At 41.6% G+C, this 18,198-nt stretch carries 18 protein-coding genes; 15 read left to right on the top strand and 3 right to left on the bottom strand.

The window, feature by feature from the left end:
• Positions 1–129 precede the first annotated feature (129 nt).
• The 3 genes from BMX50_RS24530 to BMX50_RS24540 all read left to right on the top strand — a co-directional run bounded on the left by BMX50_RS24530 (position 130) and on the right by BMX50_RS24540 (position 3,902).
• The gene (locus BMX50_RS24530; RefSeq protein ID WP_091215896.1) at positions 130–1,389 is read left to right on the top strand and encodes a prephenate dehydrogenase; all 1,260 of its coding nucleotides are present in this window, start codon (positions 130–132) and stop codon (positions 1,387–1,389) included.
• A gap of 355 nt (positions 1,390–1,744) precedes the next feature.
• On the top strand, positions 1,745–3,013 hold the full coding sequence (locus BMX50_RS24535) for an IPT/TIG domain-containing protein (protein ID WP_091215899.1): 1,269 nt from the start codon (positions 1,745–1,747) through the stop codon (positions 3,011–3,013).
• A gap of 94 nt (positions 3,014–3,107) precedes the next feature.
• Positions 3,108–3,902, top strand: coding sequence for an ATP-grasp domain-containing protein (locus BMX50_RS24540; RefSeq protein ID WP_143065254.1), 795 nt, complete (start codon positions 3,108–3,110; stop codon positions 3,900–3,902).
• A 96-nt stretch (positions 3,903–3,998) separates the two neighbouring features.
• Here the strand turns inward: BMX50_RS24540 and BMX50_RS24545 are convergent, their stop codons facing one another.
• Entirely contained in the window at positions 3,999–4,466 is a 468-nt protein-coding gene (locus BMX50_RS24545; RefSeq protein WP_091215907.1) for an SRPBCC family protein, read from the bottom strand.
• Between the two features lie 250 nt (positions 4,467–4,716).
• Between BMX50_RS24545 and BMX50_RS24550 the strand changes: the two genes are divergently transcribed.
• The 5 genes from BMX50_RS24550 to BMX50_RS24570 all read left to right on the top strand — a co-directional run bounded on the left by BMX50_RS24550 (position 4,717) and on the right by BMX50_RS24570 (position 12,135).
• Positions 4,717–6,939, top strand: a complete 2,223-nt coding sequence (locus tag BMX50_RS24550; protein WP_091215915.1) for a caspase family protein — start codon at positions 4,717–4,719, stop codon at positions 6,937–6,939.
• Positions 6,940–7,581 (top strand): hypothetical protein, encoded by a 642-nt coding sequence (locus BMX50_RS24555; RefSeq protein ID WP_091215921.1) that lies wholly within the window; start codon positions 6,940–6,942, stop codon positions 7,579–7,581.
• A 5-nt stretch (positions 7,582–7,586) separates the two neighbouring features.
• Positions 7,587–8,117 carry a hypothetical protein gene (locus BMX50_RS24560; protein ID WP_091215924.1) on the top strand — a complete coding sequence of 177 codons (531 nt, stop codon included), beginning with the start codon at positions 7,587–7,589 and terminating at the stop codon, positions 8,115–8,117.
• A gap of 356 nt (positions 8,118–8,473) precedes the next feature.
• Positions 8,474–10,186, top strand: a complete 1,713-nt coding sequence (locus BMX50_RS24565) for a hypothetical protein (RefSeq protein ID WP_091215930.1) — start codon at positions 8,474–8,476, stop codon at positions 10,184–10,186.
• Positions 10,187–10,266: 80 nt separating this feature from the next.
• Positions 10,267–12,135, top strand: a complete 1,869-nt coding sequence (locus tag BMX50_RS24570; protein WP_091215935.1) for a rhomboid family protein — start codon at positions 10,267–10,269, stop codon at positions 12,133–12,135.
• A gap of 12 nt (positions 12,136–12,147) precedes the next feature.
• On the opposite strand, the gene BMX50_RS24575 is transcribed toward BMX50_RS24570, so the two are convergent.
• The gene (locus BMX50_RS24575) at positions 12,148–12,969 is read right to left on the bottom strand and encodes an O-fucosyltransferase family protein (protein ID WP_091215939.1); all 822 of its coding nucleotides are present in this window, start codon (positions 12,967–12,969) and stop codon (positions 12,148–12,150) included.
• A 245-nt stretch (positions 12,970–13,214) separates the two neighbouring features.
• The gene (locus tag BMX50_RS24580) at positions 13,215–13,853 is read right to left on the bottom strand and encodes an energy transducer TonB (protein WP_143065255.1); all 639 of its coding nucleotides are present in this window, start codon (positions 13,851–13,853) and stop codon (positions 13,215–13,217) included.
• A 365-nt stretch (positions 13,854–14,218) separates the two neighbouring features.
• Here BMX50_RS24580 and rplC point away from each other — a divergent pair, with 365 nt between their 5' ends.
• Genes rplC through rpsC form a run of 7 tightly spaced genes read left to right on the top strand, consistent with a single transcriptional unit; the run spans position 14,219 to position 18,170 of the window.
• Positions 14,219–14,836 carry a 50S ribosomal protein L3 gene (gene rplC, locus BMX50_RS24585; protein WP_091216158.1) on the top strand — a complete coding sequence of 206 codons (618 nt, stop codon included), beginning with the start codon at positions 14,219–14,221 and terminating at the stop codon, positions 14,834–14,836.
• A gap of 1 nt (position 14,837) precedes the next feature.
• Complete coding sequence (gene rplD / locus BMX50_RS24590) at positions 14,838–15,470, top strand: 50S ribosomal protein L4 (protein WP_091215947.1); 633 nt, start codon at positions 14,838–14,840, stop codon at positions 15,468–15,470.
• 2 nt (positions 15,471–15,472) lie between these two features.
• Positions 15,473–15,763 (top strand): 50S ribosomal protein L23, encoded by a 291-nt coding sequence (gene rplW / locus BMX50_RS24595; protein ID WP_091215952.1) that lies wholly within the window; start codon positions 15,473–15,475, stop codon positions 15,761–15,763.
• Positions 15,764–15,771: 8 nt separating this feature from the next.
• Positions 15,772–16,599: a 50S ribosomal protein L2 gene (gene rplB / locus BMX50_RS24600; protein WP_091215957.1), complete on the top strand. Its 828-nt coding sequence runs from the start codon at positions 15,772–15,774 to the stop codon at positions 16,597–16,599.
• Positions 16,599–16,865 (top strand): 30S ribosomal protein S19, encoded by a 267-nt coding sequence (gene rpsS, locus BMX50_RS24605; RefSeq protein ID WP_022832979.1) that lies wholly within the window; start codon positions 16,599–16,601, stop codon positions 16,863–16,865. The genes rplB and rpsS overlap by 1 nt, the downstream gene beginning before the upstream one ends.
• Before the next feature lie 6 nt (positions 16,866–16,871).
• Positions 16,872–17,300, top strand: coding sequence for a 50S ribosomal protein L22 (gene rplV, locus BMX50_RS24610; protein WP_091165379.1), 429 nt, complete (start codon positions 16,872–16,874; stop codon positions 17,298–17,300).
• 6 nt (positions 17,301–17,306) lie between these two features.
• Complete coding sequence (gene rpsC, locus BMX50_RS24615; protein ID WP_091215961.1) at positions 17,307–18,170, top strand: 30S ribosomal protein S3; 864 nt, start codon at positions 17,307–17,309, stop codon at positions 18,168–18,170.
• The last annotated feature ends 28 nt before the right edge of the window (positions 18,171–18,198 follow it).

Here is an 18,198-nt window from a genome sequence, read left to right on the forward strand (position 1 = left end):
AAGTGTAAAATTAGGTATATGCTATTAACAAAACAGGATAAATTCGGTTTTTATTATATCTGCCCTGCATTTTTGAGGCTAAAATAAGCTTTCGTACGTAATTAACCTACTCATAGTTATATTAGCGCCATGAATATAGGGATTATTGGTTTGGGCGATATGGGCCGCCTGTACGCAAAGGCTTTCGCAAAAGCGGGTTATACCGTTTCGGGCTGCGACCTGCCTGCCAATCGTGAAAAACTGGAGGAGGAACTTACACCTTTCGGCATTACTATAATGGATCATGGCAGCGATGTTGCCCGCATCAACGACCTCATCATTTATTCGGTAGAGGCTGAAAGTATGGAGCGCGTGGTGGCCGAATTTGGCCCTTCAACCAAGTATGGCGCTATTGTGGCCGGGCAAACTTCGGTTAAACACCCCGAGATTGCCACTTTTGAAAAGCACCTGCCTGCCGATGCCCAGATAGTTACCTTTCATGGTATGCACGGGCCCGGTTTTGAACCTGCCGGGCAAACCCTTATCCTGATCCCGCACCGCTCAACATCCGATGCCTACCAGCGGATGTACGATTTGTTTACCGCCATTGGCAGCAACATAGTCGAGATTCCGGATTACCACGAGCACGACCGTATTGTGGCCGACACCCAGGCTGTAACCCACGTAGGGTTTGAGAGTATGGGCACGGCCTGGAAATCTGCCGGATTTTTTCCATGGGAAAACGCCTCATACATTGGCGGTATCGATAATGTAAAGATTCTGACCACACTTCGCATATTCAGTTATAAGGCCCACGTTTATGCCGGGTTGGCTATCCTTAACCCTTATGCCCGCCAACAGGTGAAACGCTACGCCGAATCCGAGTCGGAACTATTTAAGCTGATGATCAAGGAGGAGGCAGAGGCATTTAAGCAGCGCCTATACCGCGCACGCGACTTTGTTTTCCACGAAAGCCGCAAGCCCATTATGCTTAACGATACCGTAATGAAGGAGTTTTCGCTCTCGCAGCATGCCGATCATCAAAAGCCAAACTCGCACCTCAGCATTTTAAGTATGGTTGATGCCTGGTACCATCTCGGCGTTAATCCGTATGATAACCTCATTTGCCAAACTCCGCCTTTCCGCCTGCGTTTGGGTATTGCAGAATACCTGTTCAAAAATGAAGAGCTACTGGAAGAATCATTGGAAACCGCCCTGTATGATAAAACCATCCGCGGAGACGATCTGGAGTTTCACTCGGCGGTGAGGGAATGGTCGGCTATTATTGGGTATGGCGATATGGAGGGCTATAAGAAGCACTTTAATGATACCCAGGCATTTTTCAGCCACCGATTGGATGAGGGCAAAGCCCAAAGCGCCGAGCTGATTCGCAGGTTGATGATGGAGTAGTTTTGATTTGGGATGTCGGATGTTCGATTTCGGATTTAGGCTTGATTAGCAAGTGTTCAACTTTTTAAAGTGTGAACACTTGTTGTTTTTTGTAATTTGGTTGCTGTTGATAATCAGTTGTTTATAAAATGAATAAAATCATTTATTCGCTGCTTTGAACAGGTTGGTATTGATAGTCAGATGGTTGTGGTTTTGGCTTGTAAAATGTTGAACACCCCGTTTTTCAAAAATTGAACACTGACAGGATAGTGTCAGTAAATGGAGGAATTCAATTATGCGCGACACCTATCTGTCCGCCACCGATATCCGGTAATAAATAGATATATTTGTTGCATAAACCTATCATAAATTATACATGCGCAATTTTTACCCTGCAAAAGCTATTTTAAACTTCGTTATTGTTGCTGCTTTTTCAACGTTAATCATATCCTGTTCAAAGTCACAGCCCAAGCCTCCTGTTAACACCGAGGTGCCGGTTACGATAAATGCATTTGTTCCTGCAAAAGGATTACCCAATACTATTGTAACTATAACGGGAACAAACTTTAGCACTATTGTAGCTAATAACACAGTAACATTTAGCGGTGTTATAGCCAAAGTTAATTCAGTGACGGCAAGCCAAATGGTAGTAACTGTACCGGTAACGGCAACCTCCGGTAAAATTGAAATAGTTAGTGACGGGAAAAAGACGGTATCTGCTACAAATTTTACTGTTACTACAGGAACAATGAATGATTATGCCATATATAGCGGCATTGAGATTGACCAAATTAAGTTTGATGGCACAGGGCGGATGTTTGGCGCCGACGGCACTAATGTATATGAAATAAAACCTGGTGCACAACAAGTATACTATACAAAACCTCCGGTGAGTAATTTCACAGGCTTTGCCGCTGATGCAACGGGCAATTTATACATACCGCTTGGTTCAGCGGTATTAAAGGTGTCGCCCGAAAAAAATGTGTCTGTTTTGGCGGGTACTATAAATGATGGGGGAATAATAGATGGCACAGGCAGCTCTGCTAAGCTGGCCCAATCATTGGATTTGCCCATAGATGCTTCAGGAAATTTATATTACCTGGACGCAGCTTGTGTGCGTAAAATTACTCCTGCCGGGGTTGTCACTACAATCGCCGGTAATAAAACCGGAGACCGGGGATATATTGATGGAAAAGGAAATGTTGCGAAATTTGGTGTTATGACGCGCGCAGCGGTCGATCCGGCAGGTAATTTGTATGTAGTTGATTCTGATCATTTCCGCATTCGTAAAATTACTTCCGAAGGAGAGGTTAGCACTGTTATTGGTAACGGACTATTCGGCCTTACTGATGGCGAGGGAACAAATGCACAAATGTTTGGTCCGCAGTCATTGGTGTCTGATAAGGAAGGAAATATATTTTTTAGCGATGCTGATTTCGAAAACCATCTTTACAGAATAAGGATGCTCAATAAATTAGGGCAGGTTGTCACGCTAATTTCGGGCAATACTATTAGTGACATTGTTAACGGGCCTATCGGCATAGCCACTACCAGCCGCCCTTTAGGACTTGCTTTTGATGCAAATGGAAATCTTTACATAGTTAACTCCGGTGTGCACAAAATAAGCAAGGTCACTTTTAATTAAGCTGACATAAGATTCCTGGTTTTATATCGGGCTGTAATTGATCCAGCCCGAATGGCGGCCGATCAGTAAATATTCAATAAGCAAAAGTAATGTTATGGACAAAATACGCATCCTGGTAATTGGCCTTGAAGAAGCCGAAGTAAATGCACTTAAACAAAGTTTAAATTTTAACTACCTCATGGTGCACTATGACCTGGTGCCCCAGGTAAAACTTATTGAAGGCCAATTGTATGTAGAAAGCACTTCGGTGCCGGGGAAATATTTGTTGGTTAACAAAGTAATATTTCATGGTATTTATAAAGATGATGTCGATTTTATTACATTATTGGCCATGTGGAACGGTCCTTGCCTGCCGAATGCCCTCGGTATGATGGACCTGCGGCAACGTATACCGGGCTTGGCGCGCGCTTTGTCGGTATCAAAATTTTCAGGCATAAAACGCGGAATGGTTATTGGCGAACAGGATTACAGCACCGAAACAGAGGTTGTTGCCAAATGGGGCATCTGGCACTGCGGCGAAGACAAAAACAAATTTACCGGCGACTGGACAAGCACTGAAACATCTGTAATAGAAGAATTTATTGATGGTGAGGCGGTACGTATCATGATAGTGGGCGATAAAAGCTGGCAAATCAGGCTCACCGGAGATACATGGCTAAAATCGATCCATAATGAGGGCTCATGGGAGATGGAAATAGATCAGGAACTGTTGCTTGATAGCAAGGCTATAGCCCAACACTTTAATCTCCAAACCGTGGGCGTTGATTACATTATTGGTAAAAACGGCGAAAGGTACCTGCTTGAAGTTAACCATATTCCAAACGTTACAGTTTTCCCTTTTGTAAATAAAGCGTTTATTGAGTATGCGGTTGAATGGATGGTTTCATAATACAGAAGTAGAAATTTATTCACTGTTAAAAAACATATGATTGGCTTGCCGCCAGTGCAAGCCAATCATATGAAACAGGTAGTATCAAATTGTGCTTTATTGCGCCGCTGATACTGTTTTACTTGCCGTAGTTGTATTTATCCAGTTTAATAGGCGCTCCTGGATGTATTGTGTCCATGCCGGTGCGCAGGAGTTATAACATTCAAATTCCGGCACCAGGCCAACATGCGTAAATACAATTTTTGTTGCGTCGCCTTCCGCAAAAATTTCAAAGCAAAGTTTTGTACCTGTCCATTCGCTTTGGTTTTGTGTAAACGTTAGCTTGCTATCAGTAATCAACCAGGCTATTTTTTTGTTGGGCACCAGTTCAACAAGTTTTTGTTTGGTATAGTGCGCGCCGTCGCCGGCCCGGAATGAAAACTCGTCGCCAAGTTTATCCGATTCGCCTTCAAATGTTTCTGAGTGCAAGCCAGACCACCATCCCCGCACATTTTTCAGCGCATCGAAAACTTCTTCAGGGCTTTGGTTTACCAATAAGGCTGTTGTGAAATTTGTAGTTGTCATTTTTTGATCTTTTAGTTGAATAATTCATGATTTAACTGGCCTTGTTAAAATGAGTAACTTTAAAGTTACATAAAAGTATAAGTAACGTTTGAGTTACGCAATTTTTTCTGAAAATATTTTATTGGCTCATTTTGAGGGGGAGGATTTGTGTTGAGAGGCTGATTTAGTTGTCGTTGCATTTATAAGATTAAAGGAATATTAAATCTTATAGCTTCAATATTAGATATTGCATATCTTTAGAAATTGACTCATGATGAAAATATTTAAACCTAATATTCTTATATTTTTTGTACTGGTCTTTTTATTAAGAAAAGAGGCACATTCACAATGTTCTGAGTACGAAATAATCAATTTAAAAAAAATCGCGATTGTTTTTGGGGAGGGGCTTTACAAATTTAATGCCCCTTTAAATAATACCGTTAATGATGCTATTGATATCACCGATTCTCTTAAGAAGGTTGGATTTACTGTATATACCTACCAGAATTCGGATTATAGAACGATGAGCGATAACATCGATCATTGGTTCGATAAAATTAAAAACTATGATGTTGCTTTATTTTATTTTTCCGGGCATGGAGCGGAAGTGGATGGAAAAAACTATCTGTTTCCTGTTGATATTAATCCCAAAGGTCCATCAGACTTAGCTTATTCAGCATATTCGGCAAATAAAATACTCGATAGATTAAGTAATAGCAATCTGAAGTATAGCATTTTGATTTTGGATGCATGTCGAAATAATCCATTTACAAAGAGTTGGTCAAGAGGGGCATCTAACGAAGGTTTGGCTTCAATGGCAGCGAAAGGAACATTTATTGGCTTTGCTGCTACTCCCGGTGAAACAGCATCGGATGGAGAAAGAAGAAATGGAGCCTATACAGAGGGAATATTGAAGAATATAACTGTGCCGGACCTTACAATAGATCAGATATTTACGCGTGTAAACGCATATGTAACAACATCAACCGGGGGAAGACAGAAACCTTTCAAAAATAGCTCGTTTATTTCGGACTATTGCTTTAGTGTGTCTCGAAAACTTAAATTTTCGAATGATTTAAAGAAATCAACTTTCCTCCAACCATCGTCGGAAATGGTAATTTCAAGTGATGAGCAATATTTGTTTACTGTTGAAACGGGCACAGGGGAAATAAATATACGAGATGCGAAAACTACAAATATAATTTCAACTTTAGCAAATGGAGTTGGTAAATTGGTATCTCTAAATGCGAGAGATAAACAGTGGCTTTATTATATTGACAGTATAGGACATACAGCAAATGTTTTTGATGTGAAAGCCAACAAACTTTCGATGCACATGAAACTTGATTATGTTCCAAGCGATATAATACCATCCATTGATAATAAAATTTTATATATTTCAGGAAATAACAAAGAAAGCGGCTACGTGTCTTACTTAGATATAGCATCAAATAAGGTGACGAAAACTCGTGCGATAAAAAATGGTGTATCAAAGATGATTATGTCCGCAGATGGCAAATACCTGTATCTCTCTCCTAAATCCTTACCCAATGGTTTAACGATTATTGACGCGCGGCTGGAAAAGATAAAAATGAAAAGCAGCGAGGGCTTTATAGGCAAGGCCATAGGGGTTACTCCAGATAATCAAAAACTTTATACGAGTAATTCGGATGATAGCAAAATCAACATAATTGACATAAATACATTTAAAATTTTGAATACTGTTGTAGGCGAAGCCACTTCGTTTGCGTTCACAAAAGACTCAAAGTATGTATTTGCGATGAGCAGCTCTAAAATATTAATGATCAGTAATGGCAATAACGAGATTATTGAATCACTGCCTTTCGTCACATCGCCTAAAGGGTTAGCTTTTTCCAGCGATGGAACTGGTTTCGTATGGCTACCGGAAGAGAAGCACGTTTCCATTTTTTCCGTTAAAGAACAAACGAAAAACAGGAAAAATGAAATTGATCCTGAACTTAATCTAAAAAAGTTTAAAGATGAAATAAATAGCGATCCATCATTCGTCGAAAAAATAAGAAAGGATGAATTTTGTGGTAAGCTCACTACATTGTTTAACGGGATTTACGAAATAGGAATTAGAACAGTTATTAGCAGCCTGAACTATGAGTTAAGCAAGGGAGTGAAATATAAAATTAAAAGTGATTTTAATTTCCAAACGGATTGCGAAAAATCTACTGGAGGGATCAATATCGGAATAGTATCTGTTAATGACGCGAAGAAAGCCATCTATCCAAATTTTAATCTTAGAAAGTTAGATAACGAAATAATTATTACCGTCACGGATTCAAAAATGGATAATGCCACAGAAGTTTTTGAGATTTCTTTAAAAGATGAAAAAGAATTTAAGGAACAAAAAAATCGTGACTATGCTATTAATCCTCTTTCTATACCTACAAGTGATACTGACATAAAAAATATGAAGAAATTTGTTCGTGATTATTTTTCTAAAAGATTAGATTATTTAAGATAGATGATAAAGAAATTACTTTTATTAATATTATTATTTGTAAGACCTATTGCAGGTTTACCTCAACAGACAACCAAAATTTATTTTATTCAAAAACTAACTTCAAAAAACAGTTTTGCCTATTCTGACACTGCAAGATTCAAATCAGCAGGGGCAGAGGTATATCAATCAATAAGAGGAAAAAAAATAGATTCTTTGTTTATCAAAGCCGACGAGCTCCTTCAATGGAGAGATTCAGTGTCTTTTTCTTTAGCAGTTCCTAATAATTTTTTTTCCGTTGGATCGATGATTTCCATAAGTCCATTTTTGTATTTGGGCAGTAAAACTAAAGGGGGTATATCTGGGTATTTGCAAGAAAAAGAACAATCAATTGTTCAAATAAAAGTTAAAATCAAATCTGATCCATCAGGTGCTGAAGTTTATTTAATACCTAAGTTGTATTGGGAGAGAAATCATCAATTAGCTAAATACAACTTACAAGCCCTGAACCCTTATCGAGTTAATCAAGGCTTAACCCCTGTTACTACTATAGTTCAAGAATATGTATATATCACTGTTTTTGCTTACAAAAAAAAGTTTGTAATATCTCAGTTTGAACCAAACCACCTCAATCCAATGGATTCAATTTATCGAAAATTAAATTGATAGAGATGGAAAAAACACTAAAATCTGCCAAATCTACTTGGATGCTGATTCCTGGGCTATTAGCAATTTTTTATAACTTATGGTTGCCAGTAGAATTAAATCGAGGTGTGGTATTTGGAATTACTGAAAGTCTTGGTGCCTTGACCATTATAGCATTTCAGGTAAAATCTTCGAAGATTAAACGAGAACCATGGCCGAAATTGAGAAATTGGGGTTTAGTTTTTCTTTTATTGTTTTGTTTGACTTTTATAGCTTATATTATCATGTTTGAGATGCAAAATATAAATATATCCAAATATGATACTTCTATTCTGTTACCATTTAAGATGAATAGTGATTTAAGATACATGATTGCTAAAACGGGAAATGCTAACAATGCTATCTTAACTTACGGGCCGGAAGAAATTAGAAAATCCATCAATGAGTCTAAATTTGATATTGCACTAACTGAAATTATATTCATGGTAACGTATAGTTTGATTTTTGAATTTTTGACTCTAAGCTTTTGCTTTTTTTCAGTTAAAGATAATAAGTGAGTCGGCCAACTAATGAATAAATGTTCCGCCACCCAGCGTTAGGGATTGCAGCGGAAAACCCACAGCGCGGGTAGCCTTCGTGGTATAGCCAAGGCGAGGATTTGCAGCGTAAAGCCCGGGCCGCAGGCAACGCCATTAGCTGCTTTCAGTAGAGGATTGAACATCTCATCAAAACCTAAACTCTTAAATAAAACCTTTCCTCCCTTTCATCTCAATTTATATTCACTACATTCTACCTAAACACATCTCAATTCAATTCAATTCCCCATCCATTCCTGCCTATAATACCTTATATTAGTATAGGTTTTCACAACCAGCCAATTGTATTCCGGTTTCTCATTTAAAAAAAGCCGAACATGAAAAAGGTATCGCTGTTATTTGTGTTTCCTGTGGTGCTGTTCGCTACATATTTGTTTGCGTTCCAGGGAAAAAAGCTAAAAGTACCGGGTAAAATAAAACCGGTAATCCCGGTAATGTGCTCATCGGGTGCAGCAGATGATGCAGACACGGCAGGCAGCAGCAAGTTTGTACAGCGCCTGCCCGGCTGGGGACATCACAGTTATGCTATAACTACCGGTAACGATAGTGCGCGGTTTTACTTTAACCAGGGTTTAACTATGTATTATAGCTATCACATGAAAGAGGCATTTGCCTCGTTCAGGGAGGCATCGCGCTTTGATCCCGCTGCGGCTATGACTTATTGGGGACAAGCATTAAGCCTTGGCCCTTATTATAATGCCGGCGGACCTTATGTTGCACCTGCCGGTTTACCTGCTGTTTTGAAACAAATGAATGCTGTTACCGGCAACGCCTCTGAAAAGGAAAAGGCACTGATAGCGGTAATGAACCTGCGTTATCCACAAGCAGGTGCTAATGCAAGTGACAACGAAGCTTACGCCCAGGGTATGAAAAAGCTGATGCTGGCTTACCCAACCGATGCCGACCTTAAAATGCTGTACATCGACGCGGTAATGCTCATTCACCCCTGGGATTTTTGGGCTCCCGACGGTACCGATAAACCTTGGACCGCCGAACTGGTTACGCTGTGTAAAAGCGTTTTAAATACCAATCCTGATCATCCGGCAGCGTTGCACTATTACATCCATTTAACGGAGGCCTCGCGTAACCCCGGTGTTGCATTGGCCAATGCCGGGGCTTTAAAAAGACTGTTTCCGGGTATCGGGCACATGGTACACATGTCGAGCCATGTTTATCAGCGAAGCGGCTTGTATTTTCAGGGTGTTGATGCCAATGAAAAAGCGGCTAAATGTATTGTTACTTATGCCAGCCTGGCCCCCAATTTAAAGCTGACAAAAGTCAATTCGCACTTTTATGCGGTTGAAACGCTTTGTGCCTTTAACGGTGCTATGTACAACAGGGGGATGGAGGCAGCACAACGCTGCCGCAATGCTGTAAAACCTTCGGCAGGCGATACTTATTCACAATACCTGTATATGATGCCCGTGCTTACCATGGTGCGCCTTGGCAAATGGCATGAGTTGCTGAAAGATAGTATTGGCCCTAACTCTGCCTGGGCTTATGCACGGGTGCTGCACCATTTTGCACGGGGACTGGCATTCCTGTATACCGGCGGGCAGGATTCGGCCGTTGCCCAGCTTGCTTTATTGCGTGGCAGGCTTGATGATGCCTCTTTAAAACAGCGGCATATCCCTTTTAATACCGCTCTGGATGGCGCAACCGTTGCCGAAAATATATTGGATGGTGCTATTTTGCTTGGCCGTAATAAGTTTGATGATGGTATGGCGGCGTTTAAAAAAGCAGTGCAAACAGAAGATAACATGATTTACTCAGAACCCGCCGAGTGGCCTATCCCGGCACGGCAATTCCTGGGCGCCTACCTGCTCAAGACAGATTATAACCCGCAGGCCGAAACTGTTTTCCGTGAAGATCTGGAGCGCAACCCGGGCAACGGCTGGTCGATGCTGGGCATGTACCAAAGTTTAAAGGCGCAAAACCGTACCGATAAGCTGCCTTATTACAAGGCCGGTTTTACACGCTCGTTTTCGCATGCCGATGAGGTGCCCACGAGTTCGGTGGTTATAAATTGAAAATGAGGGCGCCGACCAGTTTGCTGTTAATTGCGGCTAATATGATATATTAGCTTTACAAAATAACAGTGCGCCTTATCATGAACCAATTTTTTACCAAACTCAAATTAATATTTGTCCCCTTTGTTGCGGTTACGGTATTGTTTATAACTACCTATACCTTTTTAAACTGGTTCATATTTGTAAAGCTTAGTCTTTTTGTTGTTGATGATGTGTTTACGGAAATTGCCGGTCCGGGGGTAATAGCGTTGGTAATTATTTTGTTATGGATGAAGCCGCGCCTTAAACTGCTTAACATGGTAAGTAACAGGCGCAGCGATCCGCTCAGTTTTGCCCTGTTGATAACTTACATAGGCATGCTGGGGCCCTGTATTATTGCACAAACATATATGGAAACGGCTACAGGCAAACTCACTGTACTTGATCATATAAGCAGTTTAAACCATTTGCCCCTAACCAAATATTATGAGGTAAACCATTTTCATACCGATAAGCGGTTTGCGCGCTTTAAAGTTACATTTAAGGTAAGCGGCAAGCACAATAACAATTTTGATATGGGCATATATGCCGTAAGCCCTGTACTTGATACAGCTTTTGCCCAGCCAGACACTACCGGCAAAATGTTAAACCCAAAAGGTAATTTTAAAAATCCCTTTGTGCTGCTTAATGGCAAGCCTATTACAGGGCAACAGCTAAAAAAGATAGATCCGGATAAGGTTGAAACCGTAAATGTTTTACATGGCAACGCCGCAATTAGTATATATGGCGATAGGGGAAAGAATGGTGTATTATTAATCAGCCTGAAAAAACAATACAAAGTTGAAGATATACTGGCTGAAATTACAGACCCGCCGGTGCCGGCCTCTATAACACCGCCGGTTGCGTGGTTAACAACCAGCTATAGCAAAACCATTAGCAACAGGTTATCAGATTCAGAAAAACAGGCAGAATATAAAGTTTTTGCCGATGAAAGCCAGCGCGATTTTGACGCTAAAAACTTAAATGAATTTGTTTACCTGGAAAGGCTTGGCCCCAGCAGCATGAGGGACAATTATATTGCTGCAGTGCGCACAAAAGATAGCCTGACCAGGGCTTATCCTGTTATTTTATCGCCGGTAAATGAACCTTTCGCGGCCAGGAATGGTAATAAGCTGTTTTGGGTATTTGCTATTTTGGGTATTTGCTGCGTCATCCTGTTAATGATAATAGCTTACTGGCCACTAAATGTTGATGCCGAACCGGTATCGCAAAAGCCGGCCGACCCTTTTGGCTTTAAAATAATCAGAGATCTGGTAGTGCCGCGTCAGGGCTTTTTTAGTACGGCTATCATCATTGATCTTAATCTGCTGCTGTTTATCATTATGGTTTGCAGTGGTTTGGGCTTTATTAATTTCAACACACATGACTTGTTGATCTGGGGCGGCAATTTCAGGCCATCGGTGCAAAACGGGCAATACTGGCGGTTGTTAACTAATATGTTTTTGCATGGCGGCATCATGCATGTATTGTTTAATATGTATGGCTTGCTGTTTGTAGGCATCTTTCTGGAGCCCCTGCTTGGTACCGGCAAATACACCGTACTTTACCTGTTAACAGGAATAATAGCCAGTATTGCCAGTATCTGGTGGCACCCCGCTACGGTTAGCGTAGGGGCCTCGGGCGCCATATTTGGCATGTATGGCGTGTTTTTGGCACTGCTTACTACCAATTTGTTCCCTCCCGAATTTAAGAAGCCATTTTTGCTCAATACTGCTGTTTTTGTAGGATATAATCTTTTGGCGGGCTTATCGGGCGGCATTGATAATGCTGCGCATATAGGCGGCTTGCTCAGTGGCCTGTTGTTTGGGTATGCATTGTATCCATCTCTGAAACAAAAAGCCCGCCAGGCAGAAGCTGAACAGGAAACCGTGCAAATGCTTGATGAGCTGGCTGGCAAAGATCAGGGTTAAGGTAACTTTTATTTACACGTTTACGCTGTCCTTTTTAATTACTTCCAAAGGGATGTCGCCCATCCAGGCTGCCACTTCCGAAAATGAGCTCCAGTACGAACCCAGGATGCGCCCTGTACCGGCAAGTACAAACAGGTCAACTACAGCGGCCTGGATACCGGCAACTGTTTGGCGGCTCAGGTCTTTCGGGGGGCTGATGATCCGGTCGCCAAATGTTAATTTCAATTCAAGTTCAACGTTAACATCATCTGTTGCAAGAAAAAAACGGGTTGTATCATCGGCAGCCAGCAGTTCGTGCATGCGGGCAGTAAACAGCTCCAGCGGGCTGTTAGCTATTGCCATTGCGTTATCCGTTCGTCTAACCTGTACGCCCACGCCGGTTGGGTTAAGTGTACTTAACAGTTCATTAATTTTAAAGCTAAGCATGGCAATAGGTTTAAAAAGCTTAAACTCGTCAATACTATCGGTAAAGCGCTGGCAGGTTTTTATGTAGATGCGTTTATGATGGCGTACCGTTTCGTAAACATCTGCAAGCTGGTAATCTGCATCGGTAATGCAGATGTCAACCCGGGCAATAAAGTTTTTAAGTTTGGCCTTAACCGTGCTTTTTTTATCGGGCTGAACGGTGCGCGTTACAAAATCAAATACCCGCTTTTTGGGGATAATGGTAAAATCGGCAATTGGCTCAAGGAGCAGGTGATAGGGGCAGTTAAGCTCGTGCGTTTCGTTCCAGATAATGCACAGTTGGGTATTGAGCATCCGTTTAAGCCAGATGCCATTTGCAATAACCCGCAGCCTGTTGGCCAGCCCCCCCTGTGGTTCTAAGTAAATCATACCTCTTTTCGGGTATAAGTATAGGGAATAAATAGGGCAGGATAAAGGACTAAATTAAGTATACAGGCGTTTTACTAACGATAAGGAGGAAAAATACTCCATTTATAGCATATAGCCACGCGGGTATGCGGCGTAGGGTTAGGGGGAATGCTCGTGATTCCTTTAAAGTAACTAATGCAAAATACGTAATTGAAACGTCTTCAGGATTTGCAGTACCTTATTGAAGGTAGCTGCCGTAGCCGTCTTTAATTATCTTTCATTCTGATCAGGTATACTTCTTTTTTACCGGCCACTGTAAATTGCTGATTTTTATCATAGTTGTAATAAGGCTCGGCAATTTGTATGTCAGTACTCGGGAAGTTGCTGCCCAATATGGCCTGAGCTTCGGCAGCGGTATAAAGTTTACCCTTAATATCGAAAATGAAGCCATAATCTGAATTTTGGAGGTCTTTAAAACTAATCCGGCCCTGTGGTATCACAAAAGTTATAGGTACTGTATACTGCACCCGCACAGGTTTGCTATTCTGTATACCCGGAAGCCATTTAGGGCTCTGTTCCAAAACTTTAACAGCTTCAGCCTCGCAACCGGCGCCAATACAATTCATGGGCATAACGGTGCTTACTTCGCCATTTTTTTCAATTATAAACGATAAAACAACCTTGCCATTAATTCCTATCAAACGCGCTATTTCCGGGTATTTTAGGTTTTTGCTTATATAATTACCAAAGGCGGCGAGGCCACCCGGAAATTCAGGTACCTGTTCAATTGATGTATAAGCTGCGGAATGTTTCGCTTTTTTAGTAGTGTCGGTTTGCGTGGCGTTGCCGGCAAATACAACGTGGCCCATGAGCATGGCAGCTACGGTAAAGTAATAAGGTTTCATGCGGTAAAGATAGGCAGGGTTTTCTGAATTAGATAATACCGGCGATTTTTTGGTTGATTGCCGTGTTAAGCTTATCAATCCTTAAAAATTTCCTCAACCCATCACCGGTTTTACGCCGCCAATTGGATGGTGCGGTAACATGCCATCCAAAATGGCTTCGAAAAGTCAAAAAATTAAACCAGCTAATGCTTAGTTAAATACCTTTCAAACATATGTTAAAACACAGGTGCAAAAATTATAAAAAAATAACGTACTAACTATTTGATAATTAATACAAAGTTTCTATCTTTGCCGTCCCTTTCGGGGGAGAAATATGCCTTGAACGAAGCCCTACTGCTTCGATGGGCACAAAAACAATTAAAAAAATGTCAGGAATTATTGGTAAAAAAGTAGGAATGACCAGCATTTTCGACGAGACAGGGAAAAACATTCCTTGTACAGTAATCGAAGCTGGCCCTTGCGTAGTAACACAAGTTAGGTCTGTGGAAACAGACGGATACGCTGCTGTTCAGTTAGCGTATGGCGACAAAAAGGAAAAAAACACTTCTGCCCCTTTAAAAGGACACTTCCAGAAAGCCAACACCGCTCCAAAGCGTAAATTGGTTGAATTCAAAACTTTCGAAGATCAAAAATCATTAGGCGACACCGTTACTGTCGAGATTTTTGCTGCGGGAGATTTTGTTGATGTGGTAGGTACCTCAAAAGGTAAGGGTTTTCAGGGTGTGGTAAAACGTCATGGTTTTGGCGGTGTGGGTATGCAAACTCACGGTCAGCATAACCGTTTACGTGCGCCAGGTTCTTTGGGTGCGTCATCATGGCCTTCACGTGTATTTAAAGGTATGCGTATGGCTGGTCAAACCGGAAATGTTCGCGTTAAAGTACAAAACCTTGAAGTAGTTAAGGTTTTCGCTGAGCAGAATCTGTTAGTAGTTAAAGGTTCCATCCCCGGAGCTAAGGGTTCATTTGTAATAGTGGATAAATAAGATGGAAGTTAACGTATTAAACGTATCAGGTAAACAAACAGGTGCCAAGGTGCAGCTTCCTGAATCGATCTTCGGTATTGAGCCAAATGATCACGCTATCTATCTTGATGTTAAGCAATATCTTGCTAATCAACGTCAGGGTACACACAAATCAAAACAGCGTAATGAGATTGCAGGTTCAACCCGCAAGCTATATAAGCAAAAAGGTACAGGCGGTGCCCGTGCCGGTGGTATTAAATCACCATTATTTAACGGTGGTGGCCGTGTATTCGGTCCGCAACCACGTGATTACAGCTTCAAATTAAACAAAAAGCTTAAATCACTGGCCCGTAACTCTGCTTTATCATACAAAGCAAAGGATAACAACATTTTAGTGTTAGAGGATTTTAATTTTGATAACATCAAAACTAAAAACTACATTAAGTTGGAGGCCGATTTGAATGTTACTAATGATAAAACATTATTAGTAGTAGCAGGCGCTGAAAATAACAATGTTTATTTATCAAGCAGAAACCTGAAAAAAAGCAAAGTAATTTCTGTTGAGCAATTAAACACTTATGATGTGTTGAATGCTGGCAAACTTTTGCTTACTACAGGTGCTGTTAAAACTTTGGAGGAAGCATTAGCTAAGTAATTATGGAAATTTTAAAACAACCCCTACTTACTGAAAAAGTTACTCAGTTAACTGAAAAGCTTAACCGTTATGCTTTCAAAGTTGATCACAGGGCTAACAAAATTCAGATCAAAAATGCCATTGAGGCAATGTATGGTGTAAATATCACTGCGGTGAACACCATGAAATACGTCGGTAAACTAAAAACCCGCAATACTAAGGCTGGCGCTGTTCAAGGCCGTTCAGCTACTTACAAAAAAGCGATCGTTACGTTGAAGGACGGAGAAGTAATTGATTTTTACAGCAATATATAATTATAGAAATGGCAGTAAAGAGATTTAAACCGGTTACCCCGGGTACCCGCTTCAGAGTTGATGTATCTAACTCAGATATTACAACAAACGTTCCTGAAAAGTCGTTGGTTGTAGCAGCCAACACAAGATCGGGCGGTCGTAACAACAGCGGTAAAATGACTATGCGCTACTTAGGTGGTGGTCATAAACAAGCATACAGGTTAATTGATTTTAAACGTAACAAGTTTGATATCCCGGCAAAAGTTGCAACTATCGAGTACGATCCTAACCGTTCGGCACGTATAGCCCTGCTACACTTTGCTGATGGTGAGAAACGATACATGATTGCTCCGGAAGGCTTAACAGTAGGTACAATTGTTACTGCAGGTGCTACAGCAGCTCCTGAAGTAGGTAACACTTTACCATTGAAAAATATCCCTCTTGGTTCAATTATCCACAACATTGAGTTAAATCCTGGCCAGGGTGGTGTAATTGCCCGCAGCGCCGGTACATACGCTCAATTGTCAGCACGTGATGGTAAATATGCTATCATTAAATTGCCTTCAGGCGAAACACGTATGATATTGTCAACTTGCTTGGCAACTATCGGTACCGTTTCAAATGGCGAAAGGGCAAATGCTGTGTTAGGTAAAGCAGGCCGTAACCGTTGGTTAGGCCGCAGGCCAAGGGTACGTGGTGTAGCCATGAACCCGGTAGATCACCCTATGGGTGGTGGTGAAGGCCGTGCCTCAGGTGGTCATCCACGTTCACGTAAAGGTTTATTGGCTAAAGGCTATAAAACTCGTGACAAGAAGAAAACATCGGATCGTTACATCATTGAAAGAAGGAAGAAATAATGGCTCGTTCAATAAAAAAAGGACCTTACATCGATCATAACTTAGACAAGAAAGTTATGGTGCTGAATGATGCAAATAAAAAATCAGTTGTAAAAACATGGTCACGTCGTTCCATGATCTCTCCTGATTTCGTTGGTCATACATTCGCTGTACACAACGGTAACAAGTTTATCCCTGTGTACGTAACAGAAAACATGGTTGGTCACAAGCTTGGAGAGTTTGCCCCAACCCGTACATTCCGCGGACACGCAGAAAAGAAAAAATAACAGGCAATGGAAGCAACAACAAAAATTAAAAAGTCTGTACTGATCAGGCAACAAAAAGAAGCTGCGAAAGCTCTTGTAGGCGGCGCTTCTGTTGCTAAGTTACAGGACTGTCCAACTTCACCACGCAAAATGCGTTTGGTGGTTGATTTGATCCGCGGTGAAAACGTTGAGAAAGCGTTATACATATTAAAATTTACTAACAAAGAAGCTGCTATTCGTGTAGAGAAACTTTTGTTATCAGCAATCAAAAACTGGGAAGCAAAAAACGAAGGCAAACGTGTTGAAGACAGCAACCTTTTTGTTAAGGAAGTATCTGTAGGCGGTGGCCGTCAGTTAAAAAGGTTACGCCCTGCTCCGCAAGGAAGGGGATACCGTATCCGCAAACGCTCAAACCACGTAACACTTGTTGTGGATAGTAAAAACGAAAACAATTAATTTGAAATGGGACAGAAAGCACATCCAATAGGTAACAGGTTAGGAATCATCAGAGGTTGGGATTCTAACTGGTTCGGTGGTAACAACTACTCCGACAAATTAGTTGAAGACGAAAAAATCCGCAAATACCTTTCAGCTCGTATTGCTAAAGGTGGTGTATCTAAAGTAGTTATTGAGCGTACTTTAAAACGCATTACCGTAACTATCCACACTGCCCGTCCGGGTATTGTGATCGGTAAAGGCGGTCAGGAAGTTGACAAGATCAAAGAAGAGTTGAAAAAACTTACTAAAAAAGAAGTTCAGATCAACATTTTCGAGATCAAACGCCCTGAGCTTGATGCACAATTAGTAGCAGAAGGCATTGCAAAACAATTAGAAGCACGTATCTCTTTCCGTCGTGCCATGAAAACCACAATCGCTGCAACCATGCGTATGGGTGCCGAAGGTATCAAGGTAATGACTTCAGGCCGTTTAGGTGGCGCTGAGATGGCACGTAGCGAGCAATATAAAGAAGGCAGGATTCCTTTGCACACTTTCCGTGCTGACATTGACTACGCATTGGCAGAAGCATTAACTACCTATGGTAAAATAGGTGTTAAAGTTTGGATCTGCAAAGGCGAGGTTTATGGCAAACGCGATCTTTCTCCAAACATTGGCGGTACCAGCAGCGCAAGCGGCAAAGGTGGCAGGCCAGAAGGCGGTGCGCCAGGCTTTGGTGGCCGTGGTAACGAAAGAGGCGGCGAGCGCGGCGGTGAGCGTCGTGGCGACAGGAAACCAGGTGGCGACCGCCGTGGTGGTGGTAACAGGCCAGGTGGAAACCGTCCGGGTGGACAAGGTGGAAACCGCCCAGGTGGCCCAGGTAAGAGATAATAATTAAAGTACAAGACAAATATCGAAT

The sequence above is a fragment of the Mucilaginibacter gossypiicola genome (assembly GCF_900110105.1).
Classification (GTDB): domain Bacteria; phylum Bacteroidota; class Bacteroidia; order Sphingobacteriales; family Sphingobacteriaceae; genus Mucilaginibacter; species Mucilaginibacter gossypiicola.